Genomic DNA, 13309 nt, shown 5'->3' with positions numbered 1-13309 from the left:
TTGTCAGCAAGTGCAATTATTTGCGAACTGCAATTGCTTCAATCTCGATGCCAACATCTTTTGGTAGGCGAGCCACTTCTACACAAGAGCGTGCAGGGTAGTTTGCTACGCCGTGCTCATCAAAGAACTTGCCGTAAACTTCGTTCACCGTGCCAAAGTCGTTTAGGTCTTTAACAAAAACCGTTAGCTTCACGATATCTGACACTTTAAGGCCTGAAGATTCAACCACAGCCTTTACGTTTTCTAGAGACTGACGAGCTTGCTCTGCGATATCAGCAGACACTTCACCTGTCGCTGGGTTTACTGGGATTTGGCCTGAAGTAAGAACCATGTTACCTAGATCTACGCCTTGAACGTAAGGACCGATTGCTGCTGGTGCAGACTCAGTGTGAAGTACTTTCGTCATTTGATTTTTTCCATCAGTTGTAGGGAATAAAGATTCTCAGTTTGCCTCTAAACCTGTGGTAGGTAAAGAGCAAAATACCCCGACATTGCAGGGTATTTTAAACGTATCACAGCCTAGTCGTACGGCGTGTTTATCGCTCGGTTACGATCTCGCGTGAGAACACTTTCTCGCAGTATTTACACTTTAGGCGGATTTCTTGTTTCTTCTCGAACACGCTAAAGCTGCTTTCTACTGGCTCATTGTGAGAAATACAGTTTGAATTTGGGCATTCGAAGACATCATTGATGCGCTCAGGAAGCTCTAACGCGAGCTTTTTCACCACTTCATAATTCTCGATTTGATTCACGGTCGCGTGAGGAGCATACAGCGCCAACTTGCTCGCTTGCTCTTCATTGATAAACACATTTTCGATTTTGAGTAGATCTTTATGACCGAGTGCTGATGATGGCAAGTTCAGACCAATCGTAACGCGCTGTGATGAATTGTGCATATCGAACAGTCTTAATACTTTGATGCCGATTTGCGCAGGGATGTGGTCGATGACTGTGCCATTTTTGATTGCTTCTACCTGCAATTGAGTTTCTTTAGCCATGGGTTTTCTCCTCGATTACAGTGTTTCGTTTAGAACAAGCGCCAACAGTGCTTGGCGAGCGTATACGCCATTTTGAGCTTGCTGGAAGAAGTAAGCATGAGGTGTTTTATCAACATCGGTTGTGATTTCATCCACGCGAGGGAGGGGGTGGAGTACTTTTAGATTTTCGCGCGCCCCTTCGAGTAATGCCGCTGTCAAAATATACGCCGATTTAATGTGCGCGTACTCCGATTCATCAAAGCGTTCTTTCTGTACGCGCGTCATGTACAGAATATCCAGTTCAGGAATCACACTCTCCATGTCTGTGTGCAGGCTATATTGAATGCCTGCTTCGTCTAGCTCTTCGCAGATGTAATCTGGCATTGCCAATGCTTCTGGTGCAACAAAGAAGAAGCGGATGTTATTAAACTTCGCTAATGCTTGAGTCAGAGAGTGCACCGTGCGGCCATATTTTAGGTCACCGACGAACGCGACGTTCAAGTTGTCTAGACGACCTTGTGTTTCCGCGATGGTGTATAGGTCGAGTAGCGTTTGAGTTGGGTGTTGGTTTGCACCGTCACCAGCGTTGATCACTGGCACGCCATTTGAGAATTCAGAGGCCAAGCGAGCGGCGCCTTCTTGTGGATGGCGCATCACAAAGGCATCGACGTAAGAAGAGATGACCTGTACTGAATCTGCGAGTGTTTCGCCTTTTTTCGCCAGAGAGGTATTACCATCATTATCAAAGCCAATCACGTCACCACCAATGCGTTGAATCGCTGTTTCAAACGACAAGCGAGTACGCGTTGATGGTTCAAAGAAACAACTGGCAACGACTTTGTTTTTAATCAGTTCTGGTCGAGGTGCTTTTTTAAGGCTGCCTGCTGTTTCTACGATAAGTTCCAGCTCTTCACGTGAAAGCTCTGGAATAGAGATGATGTGCTTCTGGTAAAGCGAGTTCGCCATGATCTTCTTCCCTATAACATTGATGACTACATCCAAATTGCCGAAAGGAATTTTGGACATAAAAAAACCTCCCCAAATGGGGAGGTTTTAAAATTCAATAGAATTAACGAAAATAACACCACGTAAGCGTAGTCGCTTAGCTAGAGCAAATCGCGTTTTCATGTCGGCAATTAGCTTGGTCATTTCTTAATCCTCAGACAAATTGCCGAGCATTATACGCTTAACTTTCGTGAGCGCAAGCGATTACATCATGGTTTTTAGCGGCTGTTTTTGCTTGCTAGTTTAGCTTCCTAATGTTGCTACCATCACGGCTTTGATAGTGTGCATACGGTTTTCAGCTTCGTCGAATACGATGGAGTATTCTGACTCAAATACCTCTTCTGTTACTTCAAGGCCTTTCATGCCGTATTTTTCAGCGACTTCTTTGCCAACGGTAGTTTCATCATTGTGGAAAGCCGGAAGACAGTGCATAAATTTCACATGTGGATTACCCGTTTGTTTAATCACTTCCATATTGATTTGATATGGTGTCATTAAAGCCACACGTTCATCCCATGCCTCAGCGGATTCACCCATAGATACCCAAACATCGGTGTAAAGGAAGTCACAACCCTTCACGCCTTCCTCCACGCTTTCAGTTAATGTGATTTTTGCACCAGTTTGCTGCGCGATAGTTTGGCAAGTTGCCACCAGATCTTCTTCAGGCCAGAACGCTTTTGGCGCGACAAGGCGAATATCCATGCCCATTTTAGCGGCACCCACCATGAGCGAGTTGCCCATATTGTTGCGTGCATCGCCTAGGTAAGCGAAGGTCATTTCATGCAGCTGCTTACCGCGTCCGTGCTCTTGCATGGTAAGGAAATCGGCAAGGATTTGGGTTGGGTGGAACTCATCAGTCAAACCATTCCACACTGGAACACCAGCATAAGTGCCAAGCTCTTCAACAATGGATTGGCCAAAACCGCGATATTCGATGCCGTCATACATGCGACCTAAGACGCGTGCGGTGTCTTTCATTGATTCTTTATGGCCAATCTGAGAACCAGAAGGGCCGATGTAAGAGACTTGAGCGCCTTGATCAAAAGCTGCGACTTCAAACGCACATCGGGTACGAGTCGAAGATTTCTCAAAGATGAGTGCAATGTTTTTACCTTGAAGTGTCTTCTGCTCTGTTCCTGCATATTTTGCTTTTTTTAGCTCTGCAGACAGTTCGAGCAAGAACTGGATTTCTTTGGTTGAGAAATCCAATAGCTTCAAAAAGTTGCGGTTACGTAAATTGAAAGCCATAGCTCGTCCCTTAGTACGTGTGATTGAATTAATAGAATGCATTAAAGCATATAAATGCTTTATTTGTGAATTGTTATTTTTACGTAAAACTAAAAAAGGTTGATGCATTCACATCAACCTTAGTTTTTATTCATTTAATGTAAAAGGACGAATTGGTTATATATCGTCTCGCTCTATCGGACAGCTCATGCAGCGGGCGCCACCACGGCCACGGCCAAGCTCGTTACCTGGGACTGTCAGTACTTTGATACCAGCTTTGTCGTATTTTTCGTTGGTGTATACATTGCGTTCGTAACCAATCACAACGCCCGGTTTTACGGTAAGAACGTTATTGGCGTCATTCCATTGTTCGCGCTCAGCTTCATAACTGTCACCACCCGTGGTAATGATTTTCAGCTGATCTAAGCCAAGAGCAGATTCAATCGCATGTAGGTAGTTATGAGATGCTTCAACATGCATTTCACCATTGCCTTTTGGTGTTAAGCGCCATGTGTCGAGATCTTTGCGCATGATCTCTGGGTAAACAGAGAACGTGTCCACATCCATATGGGTCATAACGGTGTCTAAATGCATGCATGAACGGTGTTTAGGCAGATCAATCGCAATCACTTCGGTTGCTTGTCCTGCCTTAAACAGGCTCGCTGCAAGGTTTTCTACACCTTGCGCGGTCGTGCGCTCAGACATACCGATCAGAACTGCACCTTTACCAATAACCAACACATCACCGCCTTCGACATTCGCATTATCATAATGCAGATCATCATCACCGAAGTATTTGATAAAGTCTTGGCCAGCAAAAATTGGGTGCCAACGATAAATCGCACGTAAGTGGTTTGTCTCACGTTGGCGTGCAGGCATCATCATTGGGTTGAGCGATACACCACCATAAACCCAGCATGAGGTATCACGCGTAAATAGGTGGTTAGGTAGTGGCTCAATAACAAAATCCAGCGGACGCTTCATTTTTGGCAGCATAGAAGATGAGGTGATCGGCAGCTCTGAGTAAGCTAAGCCACCTAAAAATATGCTGGCAAGGTGTTCATCATCCATTTCTGAAAAATATTGGCGTAGGTCTCGCGCAAAGGTTGGCCCGTAACGAAAGTCAGAAATCTGAGTATCTAGCAGCCACTGTTTTGCTTCTGGAACGGCGAGGGTTTCGACCAGTAAATCGTGGAGGAGAAGCACTTCTACATCTTGATCGCGTAGCGTGCGTGCGAACGCATCGTGCTCTTCACCTGCCGCTTCTACAGCAAGAACATCATCAAACAGTAATTCATGACAGTTTGATGGAGTTAAGTGGGTTAGGGCGCGCTCTGGGCGATTTAATAGAACTCGTCGAAGTTGACCAACTTCTGATCCAACGTACAGCTTGCTCATTTTGTATCCTTACAAATTTTCCAGCCGTTAGTTATGACAAGCTTCCTAGAAAGATGCAAATCACTACGCTTTGCCTATATTCTGAATTTTTATTGTTTTTTAGATTTTAGTTTTGTCTGTTTTGATGATGAAGTTTTGGTTTGGGTTTTAATTCTATTTTGTGAAACGTGGAGAGCGTGCGTTTTTATTCTAATTTTCCCATTGAGAAAGAATACATGCATAGTGCATAAAATGTGCATTTTTATTCTCAATTATGCATTATTGAAGTGAATTTATTCGTTATGCTTCTTCGTTTTACACGTGAGTGTATTCAAGAAAGCGCCATAAACACGCACAGAAAGAGAAAATAACCGCATTAAGTGTCAGTTAGGATGTTCTGAATATTAAAAAATGCCATTTTTTGTTAATTTTTTGTTTCTTTGCATGGTCGGTTTAATATTTATATTCAAATAACCGATAAGAATTGCGGTGGTATGATGTTTGTTTGTGGCTTTTCATCGCAATCCATGCCATATTTCACCGGATCAGCATACTCAGTATCGGGTATAGTGTTTCTATCAAGTAACTAATCTGGAGCCAAAACATGTCTCACGAAGATGAATATCTATCAGTAGAAGAATTAATTGAGATTCAAAAGGAAGAGACTCGCGATATCATTGCAGCATTGCTAGAAGATGGCAGCGATCCAGATTCGCTATACGAAATCGAGCACCACCTGTTTGCAGAAGATTTTGACACGCTAGAAAAAGCGGTAGTTGAAGCATTCAAGATGGGCTTTGAAGTGCTTGAAGCGGAAGAAACTGAAGATGAAGATGGCAACAAGTTGCTTTGCTGTGACGCAACCATGGAATCAGCATTAGACGCAGAAGCCATTGATGCGCAAGTTGAAAAACTGATTCACTTGGCAGAAAAATACGACATCATCTACGACGGTTGGGGTACGTACTACGAAGGCGAAGATGCGCTTTACCCTGAAGAAGATGAAGACGACGAGTAATCAAAGCTCACTACTTTTGGAAAAACCAGCGTTTAACGCTGGTTTTTTTATACCTTGAAAAACTGACGAATGTGGAGGCGATAAATAATTCACATTGAGTTTATAGGGGATTTCTCCCTATAATGCGTGAAAATTGATCTAGCTCAAGGTGTATATGCAACTCTCACTCGCCGGTTTATGGCAAGTCTCTCCACTGACGGACCTTTCTATCCCACAGGATGACATTACTTTCCCTGCTCCTTTGAGTCAGGTATTGCCAGCTGAACTGACAGAAGAAGCAATTCGTCAGCAAGAGTGGCACCTGATGCATGACATTGAAGTGGACGAATCCATGATGGCATTCCCAGCGGTAGAAATGGTGTTGGGTGGTGTGGATTACCATGCAGAAGTGCGTTTGAACGGAGTAGCATTGTTCGACTGTGACGGTTCTCAAAATGTCTACAAGAAAGACATTCGTCCGTTCATGCAAATGGGGCGTAACCGCTTTGAAATCTTGTTCTTAGAGGAAGAAGAGGATCTTCTGTTTGATGAAGATAAACCTGAGCTGTGCTCTCTGTCCGATCATGAATATAAAAAAAGTGATGAGCGCTTAGGGGTATGGCAAGAACCGTATCTGCAGTTCATTCGCAATGTACGTTTAGACCGCGTGGCTACCGAACAGATTTGGCACCACGGTGGTGGTTGTGAGTTTAAGGTGGATTTGTACTACCAAACTTTTGCGCCGGGTTTAGTATCGGCATCGGTTAAGTTCAATGGCATGACTTACCATATTCCTATTGATGTCCGAGCGGAGCATGCGAGCGCTTTATTCCAGATCGAAGCGCCAAAGTATGCTGATCTTAATGACCCTGATCCAAATGATCTCTACCAGTTGTCTGTTGAGTTGGATGGGCAGCACCAAAACTTCACTGTTGCCTTGAGCCAGGAGCTTTGTGTTACCCATGTTGTGCTTTAACGTCTAATAATATTATCTATTACAGCATCTTAAGCATTACGACTTCACATGCATCATGCCCAGTTTGTCCAAGCGGGGCATCGAGATGCTCAAAGCCTAGCTTTTCATACAAGCTTACCGCTTCTCTCAGACATTCAGTTGTCTCTAAATAGCACTGCTGATACCCAAATTGTTTCGCCAATTGTAAGCTCAATGCGACGATGCGTTTGGCTAAACCGTGTCCTCGTGTTTGAGGTAAGAAGTACATCTTTTGTAGTTCACACACATTTGGCTCGCCAGCTAAAGGGGCAAAGCCACCGCCACCAACGATCTCTCCGCGATGTTCAATGACCCAATAGGCGGCCCCGCATTGATTGTAAACCGAATACATATCATCAAGCGTTGGATCGGCCACACCATAACCTCTGTCTGCGGTTAAGCCGTATTCTGCGGAGACTTTACGAATTACGTCTGCCACTTGCGGATTGTCTGCTTTGGTAAGAGGTCGAAGGGTGTATTCCTCTGCCTGACACACTTTTGTTAGCCCTTTTAGGTAAGTCTCTAGACCAAGTTTGAGTTGTTCTTGCTCACAGTCATCAAGTTGTGTAAGCAACTGCTCAAAAAAGCTGTTTTGCTGTTGGTCTAGTTGCGCTAACGCCTGCTGTCCTTGAATTGTGAGCACTACGAGTTGGCTTCGTTTATCTTTCGGGTTTTCGATGCTCTCAACCAAACCTAATTTAATCAAACCAGTAATGGTGCGGCTTGCATTGGACTTGTCGACACTAAGCTGCTGCGCCAGTTGGTTGATGGTCAATGGCTGCAATTGGATTTCACCTAATGCGTGCGCTTGTACCGGGGTAAGAGCGACATCGCCGCATTGTTTATCGAGCATACCAAGCAATCGGACGGCTTGACGGGAGTAGTGTCGGAGTTGACGAGCGTTCATTATCACTTACCTCTAAAAATAAAGTTGCGCACCGCAATTAAATTAATTGCGGTGCGCAACTTTGTCAATGATAAATATCATTTGGCTCGTTAGGAGATGTAGTGAGCCTCCATGTTTAAGCGTGGTGATGTAAACAAAACTGCGGTGCTGGAGTTTTTGCTGATGATTTACGCATCCATACTTTCTCGTGGAAGTAGTAAGCCACCGTATTCAAACTCGGCTCTAGCATCGCCATTACGCCGCCGACAAATGCATCACCTGTTAGTAAGTAAACCACGGTAAAAGCGACGCTGAAGTGCACGGTCGCAAAGCTTGCGGTTTTTAATTTGGTCATCCACTGACGAGCTTTAAGTGCTGGGACTTTTGCCCATGCCTTTTCATGAAAGTAGAAGGCTACGGTGTTCACTGAAGGCTCAATCATGGCAATTAAACTACCAATTAAAATGTCGCCTGTGAGTACGTAAGCGACACTAAATGCGATAGTAAAATGCAGTGCTGCGAAAGTTAGTGTCTTTTTCATGATAATTACTCAATCGTGTTTGTTTCGATGAGTTCATTATCGATAATAATTCTCATTAATGCTAATGGATGATGAGTATTGTTGCGATAGGGGAAAGCTATTGATGATGGTTTTTGGTGAAAGATATACAAAAAAGGTTGACCATGATGGCCAACCTTTGGATTCAAAGTGAGAAGTGTTAGTTCTTCTCTTTCACTGAGGCTTAAAGTGCAGCGATCGTTGTCTTCTGCTCTTCTAGCTTAGCTAGTGTCTCTTTGTAGCCTTCAAGCTTCTCACGCTCTTTAGCAACAACCGCTTCAGGTGCTTTCGCTACAAAGCCTTCGTTGCCCAGTTTGCCTTCGATACGCTTGATTTCGCCGTGCGTCTTCTTGATTTCGCCATCTAGACGAGCAAGCTCTGCATCTTTGTCGATCAAACCCGCCATTGGGATCATCAGCTCAGACTTACCAACCAGTGCCGTTGCACACGCTGGGGTTTCTTCGCCAGCTTCAAGCACGCGTACTGCTTCTAGCTTCGCTAGAGACATCAATACTTGTTTGCTTGCTTCTAGACGAGAGGCGTCTTTCTCATTCGCTGCTTTCAGCATAACGTCTAGAGGCTTGCCTGGGTTGATGTCATATTCAGCACGTAGATTACGGATGCTTGTAATGAACGCTTTCACCCATTCGATATCGTCTAGCGCTTCTTGGTGGAAGTTTGCTTCGTCAAACTGAGGCAGAGTTTGTAGCATGATTGTCTCGCCCTCAACACCGTCAACTAGTGGCTTGATGCTTTGCCAGATAGTTTCTGTGATGTAAGGAATCACAGGGTGAGCTAGACGTAGCGTCTTCTCAAGTACCGTGATTAGTGTACGGCGAGTACCACGCTGTTGCGCTTCAGTACCTTTCCATAGAACGGGTTTAGTTAGCTCTAGGTACCAGTCACAGAATTGGTTCCAGATGAATTCGTATAGCGTGTTCGCAGCCATATCTAGACGGAAGTTGTCGATATGGTTGTTGAACGCTTTCGCTGCGAGTTCAAACTGAGATTCGATCCACTTGTCTGCTAGTGAGTACTCGATCTCACCTTCACCAAAACCACAATCTTGCTCTTCTGTGTTCATCATTACGTAACGGCTTGCGTTCCATAGTTTGTTACAGAAGTTACGGTAACCTTCAAGACGCTTCATATCCCAGTTGATATCGCGACCTGTTGATGCCATTGCTGCAAGAGTGAAACGCAGTGCGTCTGTACCGTATGCTTCGATACCGTTTTCAAACGTCTTACGCGTGTTCTTCTCAATCTTCTTCGCTAGCTGAGGCTGCATCATGTTGCCACAACGCTTCTCTACTAGAGACTCTAGGTCGATACCATCGATCATGTCGATTGGGTCAAGTACGTTACCTTTCGACTTCGACATCTTGTCGCCGTTTTCGTCACGAATTAGGCCGGTAACGTAAACTGTCTTAAATGGTACTTGTGGTTTTCCATTTTCGTCTTTCACGAAGTGCATGGTCATCATGATCATGCGGGCAACCCAGAAGAAGATGATGTCGAAACCAGTTACTAGAACGTCTGAAGGGTGGAATACTTTCAGATCGTCAGTTTGCTCTGGCCAACCTTGAGTACCGAACGTCCATAGCGCAGAAGAGAACCATGTATCCAGTACGTCTTCGTCTTGGTGCAGTTCAATGACTGACTCTAGGTTGTTGTTCTTGCGAACTTCTTCTTCAGTGCGACCTACGTAAACATTACCTTGGTTGTCGTACCAAGCTGGGATGCGGTGACCCCACCATAGCTGACGAGAGATACACCAGTCTTGAACGTCACGCATCCAAGAGAAGTACATGTTTTCGTATTGCTTAGGAACGAATTGGATGTCGCCGTTTTCTACTGCTTCAACTGCTGTTTTCGCTAGAGGCGCAGTACGTACGTACCATTGGTCAGTTAGCATTGGTTCGATAACCACGCCACCACGGTCGCCGTAAGGCACTTGTAGATCGTGATCTTTTACTTCTTCAAGTAGACCTAGCTCGTCGAATTCAGCAACGATAGCTTTACGCGCGGCAAAACGCTCCATACCGTGGTATTTAGCTGGTAGCTCAGTGCTGTAAGCGTCGCTTGCTTCGCCGTTAGTGTTGAATACTTCTGCTGCGTCGCGGATGTTCGCGTCGAAAGTCAGAATGTTGATCATTGGTAGCTGGTGGCGCTTACCAACTTCGTAGTCGTTGAAGTCGTGCGCAGGTGTGATTTTCACACAGCCAGTACCTTTTTCCATATCTGCGTGCTCATCGCCCACGATTGGGATGCGACGATCAACGATAGGAAGGATGATTTCTTTACCGATAAGATCTTTGTAACGTGGATCTTCTGGGTTAACTGCAACACCCGTATCGCCTAGCATGGTCTCTGGACGAGTCGTTGCAACAACGATGTAGTCTTTGCCATCCGCTGTTTTAGCACCATCTGCTAGTGGGTAGCGGAAGTGCCACATGTGGCCTTTAGTGTCTTTGTTCTCTACTTCTAGATCTGAAATCGCTGTGTGTAGCTTTGGATCCCAGTTAACTAGACGCTTACCGCGGTAGATTAGATCGTCTTCGTATAGACGTACGAATACTTCTTGAACGGCGTTAGATAGACCATCGTCCATCGTAAAGCGCTCACGGTCCCAGTCTACAGATGCGCCAAGACGACGAAGCTGCTTAGTGATAGTGCCGCCAGATTCGCCTTTCCATTCCCAGATTTTGTCGATGAAAGCTTCACGACCGTAATCGTGTTTTGTTTTGCCTTCTTCTGCAGCGATCTTACGCTCAACAACCATCTGAGTTGCGATACCAGCGTGGTCAGTACCTACTTGCCAAAGGGTGTTTTTACCCTTCATACGTTCACAACGGATAAGCGTATCCATGATCGTATCTTGGAACGCGTGGCCCATGTGTAGGCTACCAGTGACGTTCGGTGGCGGGATCATGATGCTGTATGATTCTTTAGTAGTGTCACCGTGTGGCTTAAAGTAGCCTTTCTCTTCCCAAGTCTGATACAGAGCTTGTTCGATTGAAGTTGGGTTGTATGTCTTTTCCATAGCGCTCTTTTAATGGATACGTTGATGGTTGAATCTTAGTCAATCTTTATAAGTGAGGGATCTTAACAAGATCGCCTTAACTATAAGGATTGACCGTTAAGGATATTGAATTTCGATCGTTTGCAGCTGGTAACCTGCTTGACGGTAAATTTTATATCTTTCTCTTGCGAGTTGTTTAGCTTTTTCTTCGCAGGGCACGAAGTCTACCACTTGAGCAAACTTGTTCGCAAAGGTTGTCTCATTTTCCGCCAAATTAATTACCAATTGACGATTCCAAGACGGCTTTACACCGTTATGGCCGATCTCAATATTGGTGGCGTATTTCGGTCCTTCGCCTACGAGGTTATGTGCCATGAACTTGTCTGCATCAACTTGCCAAAAGGCTTCAGCGAGCTGCTCGGCGTGTGGTTTGTCTTGGCAGTTTAAATACACTTTAGCGCCTTGGCGGGCAAAGTGCTGCGCCAAAAACACAATGTACTCTTCAAAGCCAGCCACCGTTGCTTGCGGGCTCTCTTCGTTAATGATGTAGAAGGTTGCAGTTTGCATCATTCTCTCACTTGCCTTGGGTCTCTTCCTAAGACCATCTTAAATCCCATTTTCATTTTAGAAAATTAGGATAATAAAAAAGGGCCTTGCGGCCCTTTTAGATTTTGTTCAGAAATTACTCTTCTGTCTCTTGGCCGCTGCGGTTCAAAAGGAATTGGACAAGCATTGAGACAGGACGGCCCGTTGAGCCTTTCGCTGCGCCTGATTTCCACGCAGTACCTGCGATATCGACGTGAGCCCAGTTGTACTTTTTAGCAAACTTAGACAGGAAGCAACCTGCAGTGATAGTACCAGCAGGACGGCCACCAATGTTTGCCATATCCGCAAACGGGCTCTTCAACTGCTCGTGGTACTCATCTGCCATTGGTAGACGCCATGCACGGTCACTTGCTTGCTCTGAAGCGTTAACTAGCTCATGAGAAAGAGGGTTGTGGTTAGAGATAACGCCACTGATGTGGTGACCTAGTGCGATAACACAAGCGCCGGTTAGCGTTGCAACATCAACAACACAGTCTGGTTCGAAACGCTCTACGTAAGTCAGTGCGTCACAAAGAACAAGACGACCTTCCGCATCCGTGTTCAGAACTTCTACAGTTTGACCAGACATTGTCGTTAGGATATCACCTGGACGGTAAGCGTTGCTGCCTGGCATGTTTTCACAGCCTGCTAGAACACCAATTACATTGATTGGTAGGTTTAGCTTCGCTAGCGCTTTCATTGTACCGAATACCGATGCCGCACCACACATGTCGTACTTCATCTCATCCATACCTTCGCCCGGTTTCAATGAGATACCGCCTGAATCGAAGGTTAGACCTTTACCTACAAGCACGATAGGTTTTGCATCTGAGTCAGGGTTACCTTTGTACTCGATGATAGACATCATAGATTCGTTTTTAGAACCACGGCCTACTGCTAGGTAAGAGGTCATACCCAGCTTTTCCATCTCTTGCTCACCAATGATTTTGGTGGTTACGGTTTCGTAATCGTCCGCTAGACGACGAGCTTGAGAAGCAAGATAAGCTGGATTGGCTACGTTTGGCGGCATGTTGCCAAGGTCTTTTGAGGCTTTGACACCTGATGCGATAGCTAGACCATGAGTGATTGCTTTTTCACCCAAGTTTAATTCACGACGCGTTGGTACGTTGAAAACAAGCTTGCGCAGTGGGCGGCGAGTTTCAGGTTTCACGCTCTTGAATTGATTAAATGTGTATAGACCATCTTTAGTCGCTTCTACAGCCTGGCGTACTTTCCAGTATGTATCGCGACCCTTAACATGCAGTTCAGTTAGGAAACATACCGCTTCCATTGAGCCTGTCTCGTTAAGTGTGCTGATCGTCTTTTGAATGATTTCCTTGTACTGGCGCTCGCCAAGTTCACGCTCTTTGCCGCAACCGACAAGTAAAACGCGCTCTGACAAAACACCTGGTACTTGATGCAGTAGCAGCATCTGACCAGGTTTACCCTCTAGATCACCACGGCGAAGTAGTGAACTGATGTAACCGTCACTGATTTTATCAAGTTGTTCGGCTACTGGAGAAAGGCGACGTGGTTCAAACACACCAACAACGATACATGCGCTACGTTGTTTCTCTGGACTGCCACTTTTTACACTGAACTCCATGCGTACTCCTACATCCTGAAGACAAATTGCTCTAAATGTTAGATAATGATCGCTTACTTGTTGAATTTTAGCTC

The 13309-nt window shown here is 45.2% G+C and carries 13 protein-coding genes; 2 read left to right on the top strand and 11 right to left on the bottom strand.

Annotation, left to right across the window (positions count from 1 at the left end; genetic code table 11):
* Positions 1 to 16: 16 nt before the first annotated feature.
* The 6 genes from ACHFJ9_RS20925 to arcA all read right to left on the bottom strand — a co-directional run bounded on the left by ACHFJ9_RS20925 (position 17) and on the right by arcA (position 4607).
* Complete coding sequence (locus tag ACHFJ9_RS20925) at positions 17 to 406, bottom strand: RidA family protein (RefSeq protein ID WP_005381087.1); 390 nt, start codon at positions 404 to 406, stop codon at positions 17 to 19.
* Between the two features lie 130 nt (positions 407 to 536).
* Positions 537 to 998, bottom strand: coding sequence for an aspartate carbamoyltransferase regulatory subunit (pyrI, locus tag ACHFJ9_RS20920; RefSeq protein ID WP_005381086.1), 462 nt, complete (start codon positions 996 to 998; stop codon positions 537 to 539).
* 15 nt (positions 999 to 1013) lie between these two features.
* Positions 1014 to 1943 (bottom strand): aspartate carbamoyltransferase, encoded by a 930-nt coding sequence (gene pyrB, locus ACHFJ9_RS20915; protein ID WP_005397473.1) that lies wholly within the window; start codon positions 1941 to 1943, stop codon positions 1014 to 1016.
* Positions 1944 to 2030: 87 nt separating this feature from the next.
* The gene (locus tag ACHFJ9_RS20910; protein ID WP_031780631.1) at positions 2031 to 2126 is read right to left on the bottom strand and encodes a hypothetical protein; all 96 of its coding nucleotides are present in this window, start codon (positions 2124 to 2126) and stop codon (positions 2031 to 2033) included.
* A gap of 99 nt (positions 2127 to 2225) precedes the next feature.
* Complete coding sequence (locus tag ACHFJ9_RS20905; protein ID WP_047009140.1) at positions 2226 to 3230, bottom strand: ornithine carbamoyltransferase; 1005 nt, start codon at positions 3228 to 3230, stop codon at positions 2226 to 2228.
* Positions 3231 to 3386: 156 nt separating this feature from the next.
* Entirely contained in the window at positions 3387 to 4607 is a 1221-nt protein-coding gene (gene arcA / locus ACHFJ9_RS20900; RefSeq protein ID WP_006742359.1) for an arginine deiminase, read from the bottom strand.
* Positions 4608 to 5190: 583 nt separating this feature from the next.
* Between arcA and rraB the strand changes: the two genes are divergently transcribed.
* Together rraB and ACHFJ9_RS20890 are read left to right on the top strand one after the other, a co-directional pair.
* Positions 5191 to 5604 carry a ribonuclease E inhibitor RraB gene (gene rraB / locus ACHFJ9_RS20895; protein ID WP_005381081.1) on the top strand — a complete coding sequence of 138 codons (414 nt, stop codon included), beginning with the start codon at positions 5191 to 5193 and terminating at the stop codon, positions 5602 to 5604.
* A gap of 154 nt (positions 5605 to 5758) precedes the next feature.
* Positions 5759 to 6559 (top strand): glycosyl hydrolase 2 galactose-binding domain-containing protein, encoded by an 801-nt coding sequence (locus tag ACHFJ9_RS20890; protein ID WP_395356188.1) that lies wholly within the window; start codon positions 5759 to 5761, stop codon positions 6557 to 6559.
* A gap of 19 nt (positions 6560 to 6578) precedes the next feature.
* Here ACHFJ9_RS20890 and ACHFJ9_RS20885 read toward each other — a convergent pair whose 3' ends face one another.
* From ACHFJ9_RS20885 to pepA, 5 genes are all read right to left on the bottom strand, one after another.
* Positions 6579 to 7484 carry a GNAT family N-acetyltransferase gene (locus tag ACHFJ9_RS20885; protein WP_395356186.1) on the bottom strand — a complete coding sequence of 302 codons (906 nt, stop codon included), beginning with the start codon at positions 7482 to 7484 and terminating at the stop codon, positions 6579 to 6581.
* A 115-nt stretch (positions 7485 to 7599) separates the two neighbouring features.
* A complete protein-coding gene (locus ACHFJ9_RS20880) occupies positions 7600 to 8004 on the bottom strand; it encodes a DUF2061 domain-containing protein (RefSeq protein ID WP_005397464.1) in 405 nt (134 codons plus the stop codon).
* 202 nt (positions 8005 to 8206) lie between these two features.
* Positions 8207 to 11065, bottom strand: a complete 2859-nt coding sequence (locus tag ACHFJ9_RS20875; RefSeq protein ID WP_046873613.1) for a valine--tRNA ligase — start codon at positions 11063 to 11065, stop codon at positions 8207 to 8209.
* A 96-nt stretch (positions 11066 to 11161) separates the two neighbouring features.
* Complete coding sequence (locus ACHFJ9_RS20870; protein ID WP_046873623.1) at positions 11162 to 11611, bottom strand: DNA polymerase III subunit chi; 450 nt, start codon at positions 11609 to 11611, stop codon at positions 11162 to 11164.
* Between the two features lie 115 nt (positions 11612 to 11726).
* Complete coding sequence (pepA, locus tag ACHFJ9_RS20865; protein WP_005397459.1) at positions 11727 to 13235, bottom strand: leucyl aminopeptidase; 1509 nt, start codon at positions 13233 to 13235, stop codon at positions 11727 to 11729.
* Between the last annotated feature and the right edge of the window lie 74 nt (positions 13236 to 13309).

Origin of the sequence: Vibrio sp. D3, assembly GCF_043995865.1 — a bacterium.
Taxonomy (GTDB): domain Bacteria; phylum Pseudomonadota; class Gammaproteobacteria; order Enterobacterales; family Vibrionaceae; genus Vibrio; species Vibrio diabolicus.
Note: the sequence above shows the minus strand (reverse complement) of the source record. Positions and strands in the feature narration are given on the sequence as shown.